Raw genomic sequence first — 18,189 nt, 5'->3', positions numbered from 1 at the left:
GACCTCGCTCCCGCAGTGCCCGGGATCGACGAGGAGATGGCAACGGCGATCACCTCGTCACTGCTGACCGAGGTGATCGACCTGGTGCCCGACGAGTGGATCGTCGAGGGAGACCGCGAGCGGTACCTCGACCACCTGCAGGCGCGGCTCGCCGACCGGACCGCTTGGCTGCCGGGTGGTGCACGGTGACCGCCACCTCGGATCGCGTGCGTTCCGACCTCGACCTGGTGCCATTCGACTACGTCATCCTGCGGGCGGCTCCCAGGATCCAGCGCGGCGAGTTCGTCAATGTCGGCGCAGTGCTCTACTGCCGCGCACTGGACTTCCTCGGCGCCGCCTGGGACGTCGAGCCGAACCGCTTGAAGGCGCTGGACCCAGCGGTCGACGTCGACGTCGTCTGCGCCTCCCTGGAGCACATCCGTGCCATCTGCGCGGGTGAACCCGACGGGGGCCCCGCGGCAGCCACCCGGATCGGTGAACGATTCCGCTGGCTCGCGGCGCCCCGCAGTACGGTCGTGCACCCAGGCCCCATCCACAGCGGCCTCACCAACAACCCCGCCGCCGACCTGGACCGCCTGGTGGACGCTTTCGTCCGCTAGGCAAGCGCTGCGGAGACCACCTCGCGGGCCTGGGCGAAGACCTGCTCCAAGTGGACGCTGCCCTTGAAGGACTCGCCGTAGATCTTGTAGAGGTCCTCGGTGCCGGACGGCCGGGCGGCGAACCACGCCGACTCGGTGGTCACCTTCAGCCCACCGATCGCCGCACCGTTGCCGGGCGCACTCGTCATCCGGTCGAGGATGGGCTCGCCGGCCAGCTCCGTCGCCGTCACAGCGTCTGCTGACAGGGCCGACAGCTTCGCCTTCTGGTCGCGCGTCGCCGGCGCATCCACTCGCGAGTACGCCGAGGCGCCGAACCGCTCGACCAGCTTCGCGTGGGCCTGCGAGGGTGTCTCCCCGGTCACAGCGGTGATCTCACTGGCCAGGAGCGCCAGCAGGATCCCGTCCTTGTCCGTGGTCCACACCGTGCCGTCGAACCGCAGGAAGCTGGCACCGGCCGACTCCTCGCCGCCGAAACCGACGCTGCCGTCGATCAGGCCGGGCACAAACCACTTGAAGCCGACCGGGACCTCCCAGAGTCGTCTGCCCAGGTCACCGACCACCCGGTCGATCAGGGAGGAGGAGACCAGGGTCTTGCCGACCGCGACCTCCGGGCCCCACTGGCGGTTGGCGAACAGGTAGGAGATCGCCGCCGCGAGGTAGTGGTTCGGGTTCATCAGGCCGGCGTCCGGCGTGACGATGCCGTGCCGATCCGCGTCCGCGTCGTTGCCCGTGGCCACGTCGAAGCGATCCTTCTGGGAGACCAGCGAGGCCATCGCGTACGGCGAGGAGCAGTCCATCCGGATCTTGCCGTCGTGGTCCAGCGTCATGAACGACCAGGTCGGGTCGATCCGCGGATTCACCACGGTCAGGTCGAGCCGGTGCCGGTCGGCGATCGCCGCCCAGTAGTCCACACTCGCGCCGCCGAGCGGGTCCGCACCGATCCTCACCCCGGCCGAGCGGATCGCGTCCAGGTTGAGCACCGAGGGCAGATCGTCCACGTAGTGACCGAGGAAGTCGTACTCCCCCGCCTGGGCTCGCGCCGCCTCGAACTGCTTGCGCCGTACTTCGCGATTCCCGCCCGCGATCAACTCGTTCGCCCTCGAGGCGATCCAGCCGGTCGCGTCGGAGTCGGCCGGCCCACCGTGCGGCGGGTTGTACTTGATGCCGCCGTCCCTCGGCGGGTTGTGGGACGGGGTGATCACGATGCCGTCGGCACCGGCCCCCGCGCCCCGGTTGAGGCGCAGGATCGCGTGCGACACGCTGGGCGTGGGGGTCAGCCGGTCCGCACTGTCCACCAGGGTCTGCACGTCGTTCCCCGCCAGCACCTCGAGCACTGTGCGCCAGGCCGGCTCGGACAGGCCGTGGCTGTCCCGGCCGACCAGGAGCGGCCCACTGGTCCCCTCGCCCGCCCGGTACTCGCAGATCGCCTGGGTGATGGCCAGGATGTGCGCCTCGTTGAAGGCGCCGTCGAGGCTGGAACCGCGGTGTCCCGAGGTACCGAAGACGACCTTCTGGGCGGGGTTCTCGATGTCAGGGGTGATCCCGTCGTACGCCGCGAGCAGCGCGTCGAGATCGACGAGGTCCTCGGGCTGGGCGGGCTGACCTGCGCGTGGGTGCATGTTCACATGCAACAAGCCTTCGGCGCCGATCACAACTCCCCGGGTGGCGCGTCTCAGGTCGGGAAGGGTGTCAGCAGTTGGTCGACCGGCGCGTAGTCGTCGGTCAGCAGCGGCGCGTCGCCGACGAAATCCCGCACCGCCACGGGGTCGGTGAGCGCGGACGCCCGATTGCCGAGCCGGCCCTGGATCGCGCTCGCCGGGATCGGCCGGTCCGATGCGACCAGGACGAAGTTGCCGCCGCTCTGGCCGGCCAGCGCCGCCGCGGTCGAGATCACCGCGACGTGGGGGAACTCCGCGGCGATCGTCCGGACCTCGGCCTTCAGGAAGGACTGCGGCCCATAATCGATCACGTTCACCAGGTAGACGCCGTCCGGGTTGAGCACCCGGCGGACGTCGGCCACGATCTCGCGAGTGGTCAGGTGCCACGGCACGGCGATCCCGCCGAACGCGTCCATGATCACCAGGTCACGGCTGTCAGCAGGCTCGGACCGTACTCCGAGCCGCCCGTCGCGGATCTGCAGGTCGAGATCCGGCCCCTGCTCGGCGCCCAGTTGGGCCTTGTCGAGCTCGATCACGCCGGCGTCGATCTCGTACACCTTGTTCTTGCTGCCCGGTCGGGTCGCCATCAACCAGTGCGGCAGGGTGAGACCGCCTCCGCCGATGTGGAGCGCCTTCAGCGGCTGCTGCTGGGGCCACTCGCTGTCGATCACCGCGCCGTAGTTCTTCGCGTACTCGAACTCCAGGTAGGTGGGGTCGGCGAGATCGACGTACGAGTGTCTGAGCTGGTCGAGGTACAGGATGCGACCGGACGCTCTGGCCGGGTCCTTCTCGATCCGGGCGCAGTGGTAGGCCGTCTCGACCTCGCAGGGTCTTGGTGCGGCCAGAGTGAGGCCGGTGCCAACCAGGGCGAGGATGAGCGGCCTGGCGGCAGCCTGCAGGCCGCGCAGCAGGATGGTCAGGACCGCACCGCTGACTGCCAGCAGGCCGCCAAGACAGAGCACGATGGTGCTGGTCGGCACCTTCGCTACGAAGACGAAGCCGGTCAGGACGGTCCCGGCGATCGCTCCGACGGTGGCGTAGGCGGAGAGTCGTCCGACGACGGTGCCTGTCTGGCTCAGCGTCGACAGGCGCAGCTTCGTCACCATCGGCGTCACCGCCGCGAGCAGCGACGCCGGGATGAACAGGGCGACGGCGACGGCGAGGAACACGATGTTGGCTCCGCCTTCGCGGACCGCCTCGCCGGTCCAGCGCACGATCGGCAGGATCAGCATCACCAAGGCCCCGGCGAACAACACCAGCGGGCCCAAGGTCTTCGTCGGTGCCACCGCGTCGGCGAACCGCCCGCCCATGGCCGCACCGGTCGCGATCGCCGCGAGGGCGACACCGATGACGGCGGTGTTCGTCTCCAGCGTCAGGCCCAGGTACGGCGCGACGAGGCGCAGCGCCACCAACTCCAGCACCATCACCGAGGCAGAGCTGCCCAGGGACAATGCAATGGCCAGCTTGTCTCCGATGCCTCGCGCGGGGGCAGGCGTGGTCGCGGGCGCTTCAGTCTCGCTCACCGCGCCACCCTATCCAGCCTTTCCACCTGTGGATGACCACCAACCGGGCCACCCGCAGCAAATCTCCCTGTGGACAAGGACCTTTCAGCCGGTGAAGGCTCGTACTTTCCCTGGCATGAGCAAACGAATCGTCGCCTTCTGTTCCGATCTCATCAACGCCTCCGGTCCGCAGCCCGCCGAAGAACTCCTCCGGCAGGCGGCGACGGCAGGCCTGACCAAGGCCGGCAACCCGGTCAACGTGATCCGCAGTGCCCTGCGCCAGTCCCCGGTGATCGTGCACCTCCCGGACGGCCGCTTCGACTCCGCCCGGCGAATGCTCGACGGAGCCGCCTTGACCCATCGGGTCCGCTACGCGACCAAGGGCAGACAGGTCCTGTTCGCGGGTCCTGAGCTGTCCGTGCTCGACCACGTCCTCGTGCACGAGGGCTCACTCGCACTCTCCGCGGGTGGCGCCGTCACCTCCTCGATGGGCCAGTTCGGCGGGTGGTGCGGCCCACCGGACTGGCTGCCGGACGTGCCGGCCGAATCGCTCCTGGTGTTCCGCTTCAGGAACGGACGCCTCACCGTCACACCGGCATCGCAGGAACCGCCTCGCGTGAGTGAGGCGGTCGAGCGGCTGCGCCTGGTGCTGCGCAGACATCTGCAGTCCGAGGACGGCCTGAGCCAGTGGCAGACTCATCTCACGCTCGGCAAGGTGATGCTTCGCGCACTGGCCGAAGTGCCCGACCTGCTCGCGGAGCCACTACCCCCGTTCGACGAGATCCTGCAGCTCGGTTCGGAACGCTGGGGCCGGGACTGGCCGGTGGAGTCGATCGATGGTCTTCGCGACGGCGACCGGATCGTGCTCGACGACGTACCGGGCGCACTGGTAACGGCCCTGCGCCGTGACGCCGAGAGGCTCGGCGTGACCAGTGGCGAGCTGACCGTCCTCCTACTCTCGGCCGCGACCTACCGGACCGCCATGCCGTGTCGCCATGACGCCCGCGATGCCTGGCTGTCCCAGCGGACCCGCGACTGCGACGAGGACGACTTCTCGGACACCTGGCTGGACGAACTGCCGCCCGGCTTGCTCAGTCAGCCTGATCCAGCCGGCTGATCAGCGTCTTCGGAGCGATCTGCCGGTACGCGTCCTCGACGATGTCCTCGAGGTGGTCCCAGTCCACCCCATCGACATCGAGGTAGACACCGAGCCAGCCGCGATGGCCGACGTAGGGAGGCCGGAAGAAGTGCTCGGGATCGTCCGCGATCAGCGCTTCCTGGGCTCCTTCGGGCGCGGCGCACCAGAAGCCGGTCCGGTCGTCGTGGTGCTGGTCGGCGAACATCACGAACGTCTTCTTGTCCCGAACGAACCAGGTCGGCTCCCCGTGACTCAGCCGCTCAGTAGTCTCTGGCAGCGCCAGGCAAAGCGTCCGCAACCGATCCAGCGCATCCATCCCCAGACCCCTTCCAGGAGCAGCCAACGCTCAACGGTAGGCCTTCCGGGACTCACGGCTGGTAGCTCTGGCCTAGGTCTCCGCCGTCGGCTCCAGGGCCGGTAGCAGGGTGTTGTGTGACTTAGGTCACAGTGACAACGGTGCGTGTCTAAGCGTTACACGGTCAGTGCCGGTGGGCGCGAGCGGCAGTGCCGCGACCGACAGGAGGTTCGAACAAAATGCGCATTCGGAACCTGGCGGTGACCGCAATCCTGATCCCGGTCCTGATGCTCGCTGGTTGCGGTCGCGACGAATCGGCCGACGTGGCCGCCTCGTCCCCGGGCAGCAAGAAGGCGTCCAAGTACGAGCTGACTGACCCCGTCGCGGACGGCTCCGGTCAACCGCAGTCGGGTCAGGGGTCGGACGACCCGGTGGTGAACGCGTACTACCAGTACCGCGTCGCGCTCGATGTGATGATGCGCAGCGGCGGCAAGGCGACCAAGCAACTGGTCCCGGTGATGACGCCGGAGCTGTACAGGTCGATCAGCCAGCAAGCGAAGTACTTCCGGACGAAGAAGCTGCACAACACCGGCGTCACCAAGGTGATCTGGGCCAAGCGGACCTTGGTGGCCAACGGCGTGATCGTCCGCGCCTGCTACGACACGAAGCAAGCGAGCACGGTCGACGCGAAAGGCAAGCGGGTCCTGCCTGCGAAGACCCCGACCCGCTGGATGGACGAGATGCGGGTCGAACTGCAACAAGGCCGCTGGGTCGTCGACGGCGGCAGCACCCTGCCGGCGAAATGTTGACCGGACTCCGTCACCAGCGTCCCTGACGGGACACCGCTCTTGACTTCTTCCCCACCCCACCGCCCGGTCGCGGAGGGCCACTGACGACTCCGATCCGCTGCCCCTCCTGGGCACACCTCGCGGCTCGGAGCCAACTCGCAGCGCGGAGAGCAGGCAACCCCTGCCCTCCGCGCTGCCGGTTCCCTGGACCTACTAGGCGTGGCGGCTTTCGATTCGGATCAGTTCTTCCACCGCAGTCCGAAGAACCGCGTCGTCTTGTGGGCCGGACCAGACGATGACTCGCGCCTTGTCGCCGAGCCGGGCCGCGACCAACTCACACGCCGGCGTCGGATCGCCCTGGTTCAGCAGTACGACGAGTCGCCGGCCGTCGCGTTGCAGCCGGTCGAGCAGCGGCGGCAGAGTCGACCCGCGGAACAACCCGGGATCACTCTTCACCTTGGTCTCGATCATCACGCCACGCCCGCGGACCACCAGCAGGAAGTCCGCGCGGTCCCGGGTGAACTCGCGATCGTGGTAGATCCGCGCCTTCGGCCAGATCCGCTGCAGCGCGTCGTCCACCTCAGCGTCGTACCGGGCCGCCAGGCGGCTGACCCGTGAACTGGTCCCGCGCGGGCGGAAGGATTCCGGCGCCCGCCGGGTCGTACGGCGGCGCCCCAACAGGGGTAGCAGCCAGCGGTAGAGCCTGGTGTCGATCATCGGCGGACCCCTGAACCTCGCCCGGGCACTCAGGGAAATTCTCTCAGCACCCGCAGTGACGGACCAGTCTCAGCGACGGCCCGCCGACGATCGTGACAGCATTGCGACAGAGCGCCTCAGGCGTTCTTGATCGCGGAGACCTCGATCTCCAGCGTCACCTTCTCGCTGACGAGAACGCCGCCGCCCTCGAGCGCCGCGTTCCAGCTGACCCCGAAGTCCTTGCGGTTCAGCACGACCGAGCCCTCGAGCCCCACTCGCGTGTTTCCGAAGGGGTCGACCGCCGTACCGGTGAACTCGAACGCGATGGCGACCGATTTCGTCACGCCCCGGATGGTCAGGTCGCCGGTGACCTCGAAATCGGCCTCGCCGGTCTGCTTCACCGCCGTCGAGACGAAGGTGATCTCCGGGTGGTTGTCCATATCGAGGAAGTCATTGCTGCGCAGATGATCGTCGCGCTGGCTGTTGCGCGTGTCGATCGTCTTGGCCTGGATCGTCACCCGGCCGGAGGAGTTCTCCGGCTGTCCGCCGTCGACGTGCAGCGTGCCCTCGAACTCGTCGAAGCCGCCCCGCACCTTCGCCACCATCGCGTGCCGGGCGACGAAGCCCATCCGGCTGTGCGCGGGGTCGATCGTGTAGTCGCCGGTCAGGTCGGCGTATCCAGTACTCGCGTCCGCATGCTCAGTGCTCATGTCAGTCCGCCTCCAGGGGGGTAGTTGAAATTTACATCTTCACCCTCCCAGCTTCCCACCTCTTTCGTCTACACCCAACTACAGGCCGTTACTCCCAACCCTCCCCACCTCGCGTCAGCGCAGGGTGTGATGGAGCTCTGGTGGCGCGCCGAGCTCATCGCGCAGGCTCAGCGGAACGGTTCCGTCGATGTCGGTGACGCCGAGCCGAGCGCCCAACTCGGCGCCGATCATCGCGCGACCGGAGTAGCTCATCAGGTCGTCCTGCGCGTAGAGGGCGGCGATCACGCGGCCGGTGAACTGTGGCGATTCCTCCGTGATGCTCGAGCGTTCCTGTGTGGGCAGGGACGCGCGGTAGGCGATGCCGCGCTCGGTACTCAGGTGGCCCATCCAGATCGACACGGCGGCGACATTGTGTGGGCGCAATTCCATCGCCATGTCCGCGGCCATCTTGTCGGCACCGGCCTTCTGCGCGCCGTAAGCAGGTCCCTGGTGATACGACACCGCACCGTAATAGCCGGTGTTGACGATGAGCCCACGCCCGTTCGCGATGAGCAGTGGCGCCGCGTGATAGGCGGCGACGAAGTGCGACCGGAGTCCGACGGTGATCATGTCGGCCAACTCAAGGCGGTTGTTCCAGAAACCGCCGGGCTTGATCGGCCCGGCGAATTTGGCCGCGTTGTTAACGAGGATGTCGAGCCGGCCGTGCTCACGGGTGATCCGTTCGAACAGGGCGGCCACCGCGGTGTCGTCCGCGTGATCGAGGACCACCGCGACGCCGGTGCCGCCGGCCTCGTCAATGAGAGCCGCGGTCTCCCCCACCGTGCCGCCGTAGGGCGAGTCATCACGCTGCGCACTGCGGCCGGTCACGTAAACAGTCGCGCCGGTCTGGCCGAGCGCGAGCGCAATCCCCTTCCCCGCGCCGCGACTCGCTCCCGTGACTACCGCGACAACCCCTGATCCAGCGCCTGACCTTGTCATCTGCGTACATCCGATCTATGACTGATCCGGACATTGTGTCCGATTCTACTCCGAACATATGGACACACTGCCCGTTTGTCAAAGTCGGACCCGAAGGACCTCGAGTCCTGACCGACGACCAGTAACTCGGTTGCGCGGCGGGCGGTGGTTGGGTTGGGGTTGGGTGGTTGCCAAGGACTCGGAGGAAGACCGGTGGAGCCGCTCAGTGCGGAGGAGATCAGGCGCTCCTTCGTCAATACGACCAAGAGCCAGGTCAAGTCGATGACCTTGCCGCGCGGCTTCCAGGAGTTGCAGTGGCCGTCCCTGGACTACCTCGGCTGGCGTGACCCGAAGGCGCCCGCCCGCGGCTATCTCGTCGTACGACGAGACGCCGGGGTGACCGCGATCGCCCTGAACACAGCGGCGACCGGGAAACCCCGACGCGGCACCGGGCTCTGCGACCTCTGCCACACGGCCCACCAGGTCACCGACGTCTCGTTGTTCGCCGCCCGTCGCGCGGGATCGGCCGGCCGGGACGGCAACACCGTCGGCACCTACATCTGTGCCGACCTCGCCTGCTCGTTGTACGTCCGTGGCCTCCGCGAACCCGAGGTACCGCAAGGTGAAACGGTCGCACCCGAACTCCGCATCCAGCGCCTTGACGACCGGCTTCAAATCTTCGTTAGCCGGGTACTCAGGTGAGGTGCTGGTGTCCGCCACGGCACTAAGCTTTAGTTGCAGGTCAGGGGCAGGCCGCACAGGAGAACGAGGTCGCGATGTCGGAGTTCAGAATCACCCATGAGATCCACGAGGTCCACCCGGACATCCGCGAGAAACTGACCGCCACCACGATCGAAGCGATCAACGAGTCGAGCGGCCGCTCAGCCGAAGATGCCGCCCTGGTACTGCGCAACAGGCTCGGCGAGATCGGCGTCCACATGAGTGAAGAAGCCTGTCTCGCCGCAGTCGAGCGGATCCGCTCCGGCAAGACACTCCGCTTCGAGATCGAGCGCGCGGACGGCACCAGCGCGGTTCACTCAGCTGACTGAAACCCCGTCACTGAATGCCACTGAGTTCGTGCGTGATCAGCGCTGCTGGAACCGCACGATTCTCAAGCGGTCGTACCGCGGAGGTCTGTCGCGGTGAGGAGTGAGAGCAGCCGGATGTCGGCGGCGGCGAGTGCTTCCGGGCCGCCCTGCTCCCGGTTGATCACGCAGAGGGCCTCCCGCACGTCGGCTCCGAGTGCGCGTAGTTCCTTGGTGGACAGGATGATCTGCCCGCCGCTGGTCACCACGTCCTCGATCACTAGGACCCGGCGCCCGGCGACCTCGGCACCCTCCGCGAGGCGGCGCGTCCCGTAGGTCTTGGCTTCCTTCCGGACGAACGCACAAGGCAACCCGGTACGCCGCCCCAACGCCGTGACGACCGGGATCCCACCCAACTCGAGCCCGGCCAGTACTTCGGTCCCGGCCGGAACCAGCGGCACCATCGCCTCGGCAATCGCATCCAGCAGCACCGGATCAGCCTCGAACCGGTATTTGTCGAAGTACTCGTGCGTCGTCACTCCGGATCGAAGCAAGAAGTCGCCACTCAGATACGCAACACCTTGAATCCGCCCCGCCAACTCCGCAGTCTCCACGCCCGCACCCTACCCACCGACATCCACCCAGCCGACCGTCCGCTCAGGCCGAGCGGGGTGGACCGTGCACACGTGCCGGGCGGCGCGGCGCGCGTCATGCCCCACCGCTCCCGGTCAGCCGGCTTTGCGTTCGGAGTGGGGGGTTGCGGGGAGGAGGTGGGGTGGCAGGAGGCGGCGGAAGTCTTCGAGCGGAATGATCGGAACGTCGTACTCGCGGGCCGCCCGGGCCTTGACGGAGAGGCTGTCGACATCAGCCGCCACCAGGAATTTCGTCTCGGGCCCCACCAGCTCCTGCGGTACGAACCCGGCAGCGACCGCACGATCCCACCAGACCTCGCGCGGCTCGACCATGTCGCCCGTGAACACCATCGTGCTGCCGAGCGGAAAGCCCTGCGCTCCAGGTCGGGGCGGCACGACATACCGCCCGCCGCTCGCCTCCAGCAAAGCCTCGTCCACATCCGAAGCCCGATGGCCGAGCATCACCGCGACCCGGTCGAGGTCGCCGCGTTGCTCCGGACTGATCGACCCGTCCCGCCACAGGGCCGACGCCAGCCCTGCTAGGTAGAAACTATGCAGCCGATCCACCTGCAGCCGCGTCAACCCGAGATCGGTCGCCACGTGCACGAGTTGATCGGCCCCCTCGGCGTTGATCTCGCGATCGGCCAGGATCCCGTCGAGCACTGCCAGGTAGGAGTCGGCCTGTGGCGGCTCCGGAACGCGTGGCAGCTGGTCCACCAACCGGCTCATCCACCCGTGCCGACCACCCGCGTGCACCGGCCGCACGGTCGGCGCGACCTCCCCACCGGGCAGATCGGGCCACCTCATCCGGCGCACCTCGTCGTACGCCCATTGCCACGGGGGCGGCGACGGGAACGCCTGCAGGTAGTGGCTGAAGAGTTGAGCGGTGGCGCGGGTGTCCGCAAGCGCCGAGTGCCAGCCCTCGATCGAGATCCCCGCGGCCGAACAGCAGGCGCCGAGCGTGCGTTTGGCGCCCGGGTAGAGATAACCCGCCAGCGCCATCGTGCACATCGAGCGCTCGGTGATCAGCGGTACGTCGAACCCGAGCGCGGCGAACTCGGCCCGGAGGAACCCGAGATCGAACTCCACGTTGTGCCCGACCACCATCCGCCCCGCGAGCAGCCCGGCAAGATGCCGCGCGACATCACCGAACTCCGGCGCCGCCAGCACGTCCGCCGTCAGAATCCCGTGAATATGCTGCGGCCCGAGATCGCGCTGCGGGTTCAGCAACGTGACCCACTCCTGCTCGAACCCACCCCGCTCGTCCAGCAGCACGACGGCGATCTCGATCACCCTGTTCCGCTGCCACGGCAACAGGCCGGTGGTCTCGGTGTCGATGACGGCATACATCCCCGAACGCCTCCTCCTCCACGCGGAATCCCCGGCGCGGAATCCGACCTACCCCCAGCAAATCACGCACCACCGACAATTCCGGCGACGCGCTGTACGCGGCCGCGGGCTGAGTGTCTCCAGCGGCAAGACCTGCTCAGGTGGGGATGTCGATGGCTATTTCTTCGCCGAGGGTTGCGCCGGCTGTGAGGTCCAGGTCGTCGCCGCTCCAGAAGCGGCCGGGGTCGTACCAGTTCGGGCGGCGGCCGGGGAGGAGGAGTCCCATCTCCTCGTACGTCACGGCGACCACCTCGGCGCAGTACGCGGTCTCCAGTTCGAGGTCGCGGTTGCCGCGGCGGAAGTTGGGGATGCGGCCGCGGACCCATCGCGAGGCCAGTCGGGCGGTCGAGGGGAACGGAGTCCCGTCCAGCCGGGCGACAGTTCGCAGTACGGCGTCTTCTGTCTCTCGCGAGATCGGGTGGTTGAGCTGGCGCAACCACGCCTTCTGGCCGTATCTGTTGGTCCAGGTCAGTACTGCGTCGCGCAGGTCGTGCAGCTGCGCTCCACGCTGGTGGTTGCCGGTCCAGGCGTCCGGCAGGGATCGGCCGAGCTCGGCATGCCACAACAGCGGCGGCAGATCGTCGAGCACGACCGCCATTCCGACATGGTTGACCGGGCTGTTGGTCGTCAGCTGGATCGCGCGATCAGCCGCGCTCCCGCCGCGAAACAGCCAAATGTCACCTGTTCGTGTCAGTTCCGTAGCGTCATCCAGCGAAATCCGTGTCTCCACGTCGTTAGATTAGTGCGCATGAAGGTTTGGAAGGTCGTCGGACTGGCCGGACTCGTTGGTGTCGCCGCAACGGGTGTCGTGATCGCGCGGGACGAGCGGAAGCGCCGCTCCTACACGCCGGAAGAGGTACGCGACCGCCTGAAGGCGCGCGTCAAGGAAGCCGCCAACGCCTGACCCGCCTAAAGGTTGTGTAGGGCAACGTCTTTCAGTTGACCCGACTCGATCACGGCGGTCTGGTAAGTGCAGAACGGCTGGCTGCGGCGATCCGTGGGTGAACCGGGGTTGAGTAACCGGAGCCCACGGGGTGTCGTCGTGTCCCAGGGGATGTGGCTGTGCCCGAACACGAGCAGCTCCACGTCCGGATAGGCCCGTTCACAACGCTCCTCGCGACCTTTCGCCGCGCCCGTCTCGTGGACGACGGCAATGGACAACCCGTCGAGCTCTACCCGGGCGACCTCAGGCAAGCGGTCGCGCAGTGCTGGGCCGTCGTTGTTGCCCCAGCACCCGATCAGCCTTTGCGCACGGGACTCCAGTTCGTCGAGCAGGTCGACGCTCACCCAGTCACCGGCGTGGATCACCACGTCGGCCTGGTCGACCGCGTCCCACACGGCCGCGGGCAGCTTCTTCGCCCGCGCCGGCAGATGCGTGTCAGAGATCAGCAGAAGCCGCATGCCCTCACTATGGCAAAGCTGCGATCAGCTCCCTCTCCCGCTCGGCACTGAGCCCTGCCTTCCGCTCGCGGTCCAACCCCAACTCGCGCTCGTAGACCAGCGTGTCCCGCAAGAACTCGGCACGCGGCCGATGCTTCAGCCCGGCCGCCACGGCAGCGGCTCCGCTCCGGCTCGACCACCCTTCGTACCCAGGCTCGGTCATCCACATCGCCAGCGACTCCGGCCCCATGTACTGCTCGACCTTCTGGTCCTCGAGCCACTTCCGCGGCGCCAGCACCACCGGCCCGGTATGACCGCCGATCGTCCGAACCAGCTCGATCCACTCACCGAACGGCACCACCGGCCCGACCGCGTCGAACGTCCCCACCACGCCACCCTCGGCGCAATCCAGCAGCCAGGCCGCCAGATCCCGTACGTCGATCACCGAGGTCGCCAGGTCCGGCGTATCCGGCACCAGCAACGGCTCCGATGGCTCCCGCGCAGCACGAGCCACCCAGGCACCGGCGCGATCGCTCTGGTCGCCCGGCCCGCCGATCAGCCCCGCCCGCGCGATCACCAGGCGATCCCCCACAGCCGCGGTTGACGCGAGCTCACAGGCCACCTTCGCCTCGCCGTACAGCTCCCGATCTGCCACCTCCTGATCAGTTGCTGCCCGCAGCGGCGCGGACTCGTCCGCCCCCGGCGTGTCGAACTTCTCGTACACATTGCCCGTCGACACATAGGTCCAGTGCCTCGCCCGCGGACCGATGGCCTCGAGCGCGCGCCGCACGAATCCGGGCTGCCAGGACACCTCGAACACGGCATCCCAGTCCTGCTCCGGTACGCCGTCGTACGCGTCCGGCCGGCTCCGATCGGTTGCGAGCAAGGTGGCTCCGTCGGCCACCTTGCCGCTCTCGCCCCGGGCCAAACAGGTGACGGCGTGCCCGCGCGCCAGCGCCTGCGTGGCGATCTCACGGCCAAGGAAAGCGGTCCCACCCAGAATCAGAATGTCCACCCGATCAGCCAACCAGGTGACTCGGACAAATCCCACCGGCTTAGCCCAGGGCAGACACTCTTCGTGGCCTGCTGTCGGCGCCGCGTCACCCCATCAAACAAACCCTTGCGGCACAGGGCAAGCAGGAGCACTGTCAGCAAGAGGGGGCCCATTAGCAGGCCCCGGCACAAAGGGGGAATCATGACTGGTTTCGTTCAGATCATCGAATACCGCACGTCCAAGCCGGACGAGGTCGCAGCATTGAGCGAGCAGTTCCGCAAGACTCGCATGGCCGAGGGCGACGGTCCCGCGCCGACGAGAGTGATGGAGTGCGCGGATCGGGACAATCCCGGCCGCTACTTCACCATCGTCGAGTTCGAGTCCTACGAGGCGGCGAAGGAGAACAACGACCGCGCCGACACAGGCGAGTTCGCCGCCAAGATGATGGCGCTGTCCGACGGACAGCCGACCTTCTACGACCTCGATCTGACCCGGACGGAGCAGTTCTCGTAAGCAAGGAGTCGAGCGGACCGGACGCCAGAGGGAGGACGGCGCCCGGCCCGCTCGAGTGTCAGACCAGGTCCGCGGCGCCGGATCCGGTCGTGGTCTCTTCGTCCTGCTCGGGCTCGGGCGCCGCGTGCAGGTCGGGCCAGGGCTGGGGCGGCAGGTCTTGGCGGACCTGGAGCTCCGGATCGGGAGCCTGCTCGGCGTCCAGCCAGACGACCTCGGTCGCGCCGTGATGGCCGTGGATCGCGATCACGGACTCGATGCCGTCCCAGACGGTGGTGGTCGGATAGTCGCCGTACCAGCGGAGCGCGACGGCCCCGTCGGTGAACTCGACGCCCTCCGCGACAGGCCCGGTGCCACTGACACCGGAGACGTCGTGGTGGCGGATCAGCCGGAAACGGCGGGTCATTTCGGTGCTACCTCCCAGAGCCGTTCGCCCGGCAACGCGCGGTCCGGGCCGGGATCGGTGTCGGGGATCGGTTCACTGCTCACGCGGAGGCCGGCGAACCGGCGCGACATGGCTGCTGCGTAACGGTCGGCCAGGTCGGCCTCCGCCCGGTAGTCCGCGACGACGTGGTCCCCGAACCACACTCGTACGCGGCGACGTTTCGGTACTGCGTCTGCCCCAGGACTGGGGTCGGTACTGGAGGGCTCGCCGGACATCAGTGCACCCGGCGCTGTGAAGGCCGGCGGTGGCGCCGGCTTCCTGGTGTTCCCATCAGCGGTATCGAGGAGCTGCGGTTCACTTCGATCACTTCCACTTCCCTGTGGGGATGGGTTCACTCGAGTGACGAGCCCCGCACAGGTTCATGACGCGAAAATCGCAGAAGTTTTTTCGACCGCCTCCGTGATCAGACGACGCCGGTGGAATTCACCCGGCCGAGCCAGCGCTCGCGCCAGGCGACCTTCAGGCGGATCGTGTGAACCGTCGGCTCCCTCCGCATCAGATTCCACTCGACGTTGGCCTGGGTCGACCGGCAGAGCACACTCAGGCGGTCCGGAAGGTCGTCGCCGGCGATATCGGAGGACAACCGGACCGACACCTTGGCCGAGCAGAGCCGGCCGTTCCCCGTCATCCGCGAACGGCAGTAGTCGAGCTGCGCGTGCTCGACGATTTCCGCCTGGAGGAGCTCGTCGAGCACGTCGTCGATGACAAGCAACGAGGTGTCCTCAGCCACCGAACTCTCCCACTGCAACCACAGCGGCCGGTCCTCGAAGTCGCCGTCCGCGGACCAGGCGAAAGGACCGGTGGCGCACATCTGGTAGTCGGCTGCGCGGGGAAGATCCACCGACTCGGTGTTCACGCCGTACCGGGACGCGAGCCAGTGGATCCCGTCCTCCGCGCGCTGGATCCGCTGATCCTCTGTCAGCGGTGCGCCGTCGTCAGTGGGCGGCAGCGGTACGACGAGATTGATGAAGGCGAGTTCCTGGAGAGAGGCGACGGTGACCGCCAGCACGCCGACCCGGCGATCCGCCAGCGCCTTGAGGACCGACGCCGACGAACCGACGCGGGCCGGCCCGACGAACGTCACCAGCAACGCGTGGCGGGGCTGGACGGCCGGCAGGTTCGCGAGTCTCCGCTTCTCCTGATAGACCTCCGCGTCCGGTGCGACTGCCTGTTTCCACTCACCGCGGACCCGTCCGACCCGACGGTCGGCCAGATGAAGCTGGAGACCGTACTCCTGCGCGACCCCGGCCACCGTCGAAATCAGCTTCAGCCGGGCATCACTTTTGTCGCTGTCGACCCCCACCGACAGCCGGACCGCGGCGCCGCGGGAGATCTTCGGCGGTTCGCCGCGCCGATTCGCGAGCCGGGTCCTGAACGGCGCAACCGGCGACTGCAGCATGAGAATCGGCGCCGAGGCGCCGGCGGCCGCGGCGTCCGCCACCTTGGCGAAGATCTCAGTCATCAGCAGCCCGTCGGTACAGTCCGGCGCCCACACGTTCTCGTCGACCGAGAGGAGGAATTCATGATCCCGCGACGAGTCGTACAGGAATCTCGGATTGAGCGACGCCATCCCCTCGAAAGCGAAGCCGCCGCCCGCGAGGGCACTAGGAGTCAGCGGACCAACCCCGGCCATCGTGCTGGCGGGAGACTCCGCGAACCCGGTCTGTAGCCGGAAGCCGGCCGGCGGAAGGTCGAAGGCCAGCGTCTCGCGGCACGGCGAGCCGTTCTGCGAGGGCAGGGCCAGTGGTGGGAGCAGGTGCTCGCGGCCCCGATGCACGATCTGGATGCTGACTGCCGGACCGCCGACGCTGGCGGCCTCCGCAATGACAGTGGCCAGCTCGGCCGGACGCTGGCCCGTCCTAGACATGGCTGCTGTCGCCGATCGTGGAGAACCTCGCCGCAGGTCGGCGACGACTGCGGGGCGCCCGCCGGATCTCTTCGATCAGCCAACGCGGTATTGCGATCTTGTTGGGCACCCGGGATCGCCGCTTATAGGCCTTGATCGTGCCGTCGACCAGGACGAAGACGACCACGACGGCCAGCAGTACGAGGGCGATCGCCACCGGAAGAGCCAGCTCCCGCTCTGAGAGGGTCGACACGGCTAACGCCAGTGCTGCGGACACCGTGACGGCGGCGTACGCGACGTACCGCGAGAAGAGTCGGAGGCGGCCTAGGACCGTCCGGTGGGACGGGATGTCCAGGCGGGACAGCATCAAGCCCGGGACCAGGAGCAAGATCGTCACCAGTGCGTCGGCCGTCCCGAGCGGTATGGCGGTCCCGGCGTTCGCGGGAGGTGGAGAGCCCCGCAGAGCGCCGTACAGGTCTGATGGGCCGATCCTGAGCATTGCGGCCAGCGCGACGACCAGAGCGACTACGGCGAACAGCAGCCGTCCGACGCTCGCGGCGAGCGAGGGCGGGTCGTCGACGAGCGTCGCGTAAACGGTCGTGTCTACTGGCTCCGCGGACTGCAGACTCGAACCGAAAGCCCGGCGACTCCAGTGGGTGTGGCCGGCGTTCTCGCGCGGATCGTTGTCGACGTAGACGTCCAGCTCCAGATCCGCGGCCTCGAACTGCTTGGCCCACTGGCGCAGCCGGGTGGCGTCGATCTTCTCCGTCAGTTCGTCGAGGTTGTCCGTCGTCTCGAGCATGTCGGCGAGCTGCCGCAACCGCTCCACCATGCGCTGCCCCGCACCGATCTCCTCGCAGAGCTCCTCCGCCGTCGCCGGTTGCTCGGGCGGCGGGCGGAATCTGGGCGAACGGTGCGTGAAGGTGCGGTAGCAGGAGCCGATGTAGGCCTGGTAGGCACGGAGGTCGCGGTGCCGTCGCCGCCCGACCTCGGCCGCCCGCGAGACGATCGCTTCCAGCTCCAGCTCGAGGACCGCGGGCGCGGTCTCCTTCAGCAGCTCGTACTGCGTGGCGAGTGCCCGCATATCGCCGACCAGGAGGCGTACGGCATGAGCGTCGTTGTTGCTGATCATCAACAACCGCCTGACTCGCAGTTCCTCCGAGACCTCGACCGTGGCGTGGTAGGAGTTGACGGCACGGGGAATCACCGTCGCGTAGGTGATTGTGAACTCATGCTCCAGCGAGGCCCACGACGGCGGCCGCCACCGTCGCCGGGCCGGCCGGGAATCGGTGACGCCCTCGTCGGCGGGAGCCACCGGTGCGTTCTCGAGGGCGGGAAGCACGGGAGCGTCGTACCGGAGGTGGACGTGGTCGTGCTCGGTGTCGACCTCGACCACCAGGAGATGCTCCGACGACACCATCTCCAGCAGGCTCAGGAGCGGGTTGTCCTTCGACTCGAAGAGCAGATCGATCGCCTTCTGCGCGGTACGCCGGATGTCGCTCGACCGGGTGTCGCCGATGTCCTCGCGCGGTGCGTCAGCGGCGTGACTGCCGTTCTCGATCAGGTTCGTCATCGCGGCCTCGATCAGCCAGCTCGAGCGATATTGGTTGTGCCGCAATTCCTGG

At 67.8% G+C, this 18,189-nt stretch carries 22 protein-coding genes and 1 pseudogene; 8 read left to right on the top strand and 15 right to left on the bottom strand.

The window, feature by feature from the left end:
- Together VFG33_RS31570 and VFG33_RS31565 are read left to right on the top strand one after the other, a co-directional pair.
- A pseudogene (locus tag VFG33_RS31570) lies at positions 1 to 189 on the top strand (HipA family kinase); the annotation flags it as partial.
- The gene (locus tag VFG33_RS31565; protein WP_325056645.1) at positions 186 to 599 is read left to right on the top strand and encodes a DUF3037 domain-containing protein; all 414 of its coding nucleotides are present in this window, start codon (positions 186 to 188) and stop codon (positions 597 to 599) included. The pseudogene VFG33_RS31570 and the gene VFG33_RS31565, both read left to right, overlap by 4 nt.
- Here VFG33_RS31565 and pgm read toward each other — a convergent pair.
- Positions 596 to 2,218: a phosphoglucomutase (alpha-D-glucose-1,6-bisphosphate-dependent) gene (gene pgm / locus VFG33_RS31560; protein WP_325056644.1), complete on the bottom strand. Its 1,623-nt coding sequence runs from the start codon at positions 2,216 to 2,218 to the stop codon at positions 596 to 598. The genes VFG33_RS31565 and pgm overlap by 4 nt on opposite strands.
- Positions 2,219 to 2,271: 53 nt before the next feature.
- The gene (locus VFG33_RS31555) at positions 2,272 to 3,780 is read right to left on the bottom strand and encodes a fused MFS/spermidine synthase (RefSeq protein WP_325056643.1); all 1,509 of its coding nucleotides are present in this window, start codon (positions 3,778 to 3,780) and stop codon (positions 2,272 to 2,274) included.
- A gap of 115 nt (positions 3,781 to 3,895) precedes the next feature.
- On the opposite strand from VFG33_RS31555, the gene VFG33_RS31550 reads away from it, so the two are divergent.
- Positions 3,896 to 4,876 carry a hypothetical protein gene (locus tag VFG33_RS31550; protein WP_325056642.1) on the top strand — a complete coding sequence of 327 codons (981 nt, stop codon included), beginning with the start codon at positions 3,896 to 3,898 and terminating at the stop codon, positions 4,874 to 4,876.
- On the opposite strand, the gene VFG33_RS31545 is transcribed toward VFG33_RS31550, so the two are convergent.
- Entirely contained in the window at positions 4,851 to 5,213 is a 363-nt protein-coding gene (locus VFG33_RS31545; protein ID WP_325056641.1) for an MmcQ/YjbR family DNA-binding protein, read from the bottom strand. The genes VFG33_RS31550 and VFG33_RS31545 overlap by 26 nt on opposite strands.
- Positions 5,214 to 5,431: 218 nt before the next feature.
- Between VFG33_RS31545 and VFG33_RS31540 the strand changes: the two genes are divergently transcribed.
- Positions 5,432 to 6,001: a hypothetical protein gene (locus VFG33_RS31540; RefSeq protein WP_325056640.1), complete on the top strand. Its 570-nt coding sequence runs from the start codon at positions 5,432 to 5,434 to the stop codon at positions 5,999 to 6,001.
- A 192-nt stretch (positions 6,002 to 6,193) separates the two neighbouring features.
- On the opposite strand, the gene VFG33_RS31535 is transcribed toward VFG33_RS31540, so the two are convergent.
- The 3 genes from VFG33_RS31535 to VFG33_RS31525 form a co-directional block, all read right to left on the bottom strand.
- Positions 6,194 to 6,697: a hypothetical protein gene (locus VFG33_RS31535; protein ID WP_325056639.1), complete on the bottom strand. Its 504-nt coding sequence runs from the start codon at positions 6,695 to 6,697 to the stop codon at positions 6,194 to 6,196.
- 116 nt (positions 6,698 to 6,813) lie between these two features.
- Positions 6,814 to 7,386, bottom strand: a complete 573-nt coding sequence (locus VFG33_RS31530) for a YceI family protein (RefSeq protein ID WP_325056638.1) — start codon at positions 7,384 to 7,386, stop codon at positions 6,814 to 6,816.
- A 114-nt stretch (positions 7,387 to 7,500) separates the two neighbouring features.
- Positions 7,501 to 8,364, bottom strand: coding sequence for an SDR family NAD(P)-dependent oxidoreductase (locus VFG33_RS31525; protein WP_325056637.1), 864 nt, complete (start codon positions 8,362 to 8,364; stop codon positions 7,501 to 7,503).
- Between the two features lie 192 nt (positions 8,365 to 8,556).
- On the opposite strand from VFG33_RS31525, the gene VFG33_RS31520 reads away from it, so the two are divergent.
- Both VFG33_RS31520 and VFG33_RS31515 read left to right on the top strand, forming a co-directional pair.
- A complete protein-coding gene (locus VFG33_RS31520; protein WP_325056636.1) occupies positions 8,557 to 9,045 on the top strand; it encodes an FBP domain-containing protein in 489 nt (162 codons plus the stop codon).
- A 74-nt stretch (positions 9,046 to 9,119) separates the two neighbouring features.
- Positions 9,120 to 9,392: a hypothetical protein gene (locus VFG33_RS31515; RefSeq protein ID WP_325056635.1), complete on the top strand. Its 273-nt coding sequence runs from the start codon at positions 9,120 to 9,122 to the stop codon at positions 9,390 to 9,392.
- Positions 9,393 to 9,454: 62 nt separating this feature from the next.
- Here VFG33_RS31515 and pyrE read toward each other — a convergent pair whose 3' ends face one another.
- The 3 genes from pyrE to VFG33_RS31500 form a co-directional block, all read right to left on the bottom strand.
- Positions 9,455 to 9,982 (bottom strand): orotate phosphoribosyltransferase, encoded by a 528-nt coding sequence (pyrE, locus tag VFG33_RS31510; protein ID WP_325056634.1) that lies wholly within the window; start codon positions 9,980 to 9,982, stop codon positions 9,455 to 9,457.
- A 114-nt stretch (positions 9,983 to 10,096) separates the two neighbouring features.
- Positions 10,097 to 11,350 carry an exonuclease domain-containing protein gene (locus tag VFG33_RS31505; protein WP_325056633.1) on the bottom strand — a complete coding sequence of 418 codons (1,254 nt, stop codon included), beginning with the start codon at positions 11,348 to 11,350 and terminating at the stop codon, positions 10,097 to 10,099.
- 136 nt (positions 11,351 to 11,486) lie between these two features.
- The gene (locus VFG33_RS31500; protein WP_325056632.1) at positions 11,487 to 11,987 is read right to left on the bottom strand and encodes a hypothetical protein; all 501 of its coding nucleotides are present in this window, start codon (positions 11,985 to 11,987) and stop codon (positions 11,487 to 11,489) included.
- A 150-nt stretch (positions 11,988 to 12,137) separates the two neighbouring features.
- Here VFG33_RS31500 and VFG33_RS31495 point away from each other — a divergent pair, with 150 nt between their 5' ends.
- Positions 12,138 to 12,293 carry a hypothetical protein gene (locus tag VFG33_RS31495; protein ID WP_325056631.1) on the top strand — a complete coding sequence of 52 codons (156 nt, stop codon included), beginning with the start codon at positions 12,138 to 12,140 and terminating at the stop codon, positions 12,291 to 12,293.
- 5 nt (positions 12,294 to 12,298) lie between these two features.
- Here VFG33_RS31495 and VFG33_RS31490 read toward each other — a convergent pair whose 3' ends face one another.
- Positions 12,299 to 12,790 (bottom strand): metallophosphoesterase family protein, encoded by a 492-nt coding sequence (locus tag VFG33_RS31490; RefSeq protein WP_325056630.1) that lies wholly within the window; start codon positions 12,788 to 12,790, stop codon positions 12,299 to 12,301.
- Positions 12,791 to 12,797: 7 nt separating this feature from the next.
- Positions 12,798 to 13,784, bottom strand: coding sequence for an NAD-dependent epimerase/dehydratase family protein (locus VFG33_RS31485; protein WP_325056629.1), 987 nt, complete (start codon positions 13,782 to 13,784; stop codon positions 12,798 to 12,800).
- Between the two features lie 180 nt (positions 13,785 to 13,964).
- Between VFG33_RS31485 and VFG33_RS31480 the strand changes: the two genes are divergently transcribed.
- A complete protein-coding gene (locus tag VFG33_RS31480) occupies positions 13,965 to 14,276 on the top strand; it encodes a hypothetical protein (RefSeq protein ID WP_325056628.1) in 312 nt (103 codons plus the stop codon).
- Positions 14,277 to 14,334: 58 nt separating this feature from the next.
- On the opposite strand, the gene VFG33_RS31475 is transcribed toward VFG33_RS31480, so the two are convergent.
- The 4 genes from VFG33_RS31475 to VFG33_RS31460 all read right to left on the bottom strand — a co-directional run.
- Positions 14,335 to 14,679 (bottom strand): hypothetical protein, encoded by a 345-nt coding sequence (locus VFG33_RS31475; protein WP_325056627.1) that lies wholly within the window; start codon positions 14,677 to 14,679, stop codon positions 14,335 to 14,337.
- Positions 14,676 to 14,933, bottom strand: coding sequence for a hypothetical protein (locus tag VFG33_RS31470; RefSeq protein WP_325056626.1), 258 nt, complete (start codon positions 14,931 to 14,933; stop codon positions 14,676 to 14,678). The genes VFG33_RS31475 and VFG33_RS31470 overlap by 4 nt, the downstream gene beginning before the upstream one ends.
- Before the next feature lie 188 nt (positions 14,934 to 15,121).
- Complete coding sequence (locus VFG33_RS31465) at positions 15,122 to 16,585, bottom strand: hypothetical protein (protein WP_325056625.1); 1,464 nt, start codon at positions 16,583 to 16,585, stop codon at positions 15,122 to 15,124.
- Positions 16,578 to 18,189 (bottom strand): hypothetical protein (locus VFG33_RS31460; protein WP_325056624.1); only part of this gene is annotated, 1,612 nt, incomplete at its 5' end. The genes VFG33_RS31465 and VFG33_RS31460, both read right to left, overlap by 8 nt.

Origin of the sequence: Kribbella sp. (genome assembly GCF_035687465.1) — a bacterium.
Lineage (GTDB): Bacteria > Actinomycetota > Actinomycetes > Propionibacteriales > Kribbellaceae > Kribbella.
This window is presented reverse-complemented; position numbering and strand designations above follow the sequence as displayed.

What these genes read in the sequence shown, in the direction of transcription:
- pgm (WP_325056644.1), bottom strand. Translation starts at nt 2,218, where the DNA reads ATGCACCCACGCGCAGGTCAGCCCGCCCAGCCCGAGGACCTCGTCGAT.
- VFG33_RS31550 (WP_325056642.1), top strand. Translation starts at nt 3,896, where the DNA reads ATGAGCAAACGAATCGTCGCCTTCTGTTCCGATCTCATCAACGCCTCC.
- VFG33_RS31545 (WP_325056641.1), bottom strand. Translation starts at nt 5,213, where the DNA reads ATGGATGCGCTGGATCGGTTGCGGACGCTTTGCCTGGCGCTGCCAGAG.
- VFG33_RS31540 (WP_325056640.1), top strand. Translation starts at nt 5,432, where the DNA reads ATGCGCATTCGGAACCTGGCGGTGACCGCAATCCTGATCCCGGTCCTG.
- VFG33_RS31535 (WP_325056639.1), bottom strand. Translation starts at nt 6,697, where the DNA reads ATGATCGACACCAGGCTCTACCGCTGGCTGCTACCCCTGTTGGGGCGC.
- VFG33_RS31530 (WP_325056638.1), bottom strand. Translation starts at nt 7,386, where the DNA reads ATGAGCACTGAGCATGCGGACGCGAGTACTGGATACGCCGACCTGACC.
- VFG33_RS31525 (WP_325056637.1), bottom strand. Translation starts at nt 8,364, where the DNA reads ATGACAAGGTCAGGCGCTGGATCAGGGGTTGTCGCGGTAGTCACGGGA.
- VFG33_RS31515 (WP_325056635.1), top strand. Translation starts at nt 9,120, where the DNA reads ATGTCGGAGTTCAGAATCACCCATGAGATCCACGAGGTCCACCCGGAC.
- VFG33_RS31505 (WP_325056633.1), bottom strand. Translation starts at nt 11,350, where the DNA reads ATGTATGCCGTCATCGACACCGAGACCACCGGCCTGTTGCCGTGGCAG.
- VFG33_RS31500 (WP_325056632.1), bottom strand. Translation starts at nt 11,987, where the DNA reads ATGGCGGTCGTGCTCGACGATCTGCCGCCGCTGTTGTGGCATGCCGAG.
- VFG33_RS31495 (WP_325056631.1), top strand. Translation starts at nt 12,138, where the DNA reads ATGAAGGTTTGGAAGGTCGTCGGACTGGCCGGACTCGTTGGTGTCGCC.
- VFG33_RS31490 (WP_325056630.1), bottom strand. Translation starts at nt 12,790, where the DNA reads ATGCGGCTTCTGCTGATCTCTGACACGCATCTGCCGGCGCGGGCGAAG.
- VFG33_RS31480 (WP_325056628.1), top strand. Translation starts at nt 13,965, where the DNA reads ATGACTGGTTTCGTTCAGATCATCGAATACCGCACGTCCAAGCCGGAC.
- VFG33_RS31475 (WP_325056627.1), bottom strand. Translation starts at nt 14,679, where the DNA reads ATGACCCGCCGTTTCCGGCTGATCCGCCACCACGACGTCTCCGGTGTC.
- VFG33_RS31470 (WP_325056626.1), bottom strand. Translation starts at nt 14,933, where the DNA reads ATGTCCGGCGAGCCCTCCAGTACCGACCCCAGTCCTGGGGCAGACGCA.
- VFG33_RS31465 (WP_325056625.1), bottom strand. Translation starts at nt 16,585, where the DNA reads ATGTCTAGGACGGGCCAGCGTCCGGCCGAGCTGGCCACTGTCATTGCG.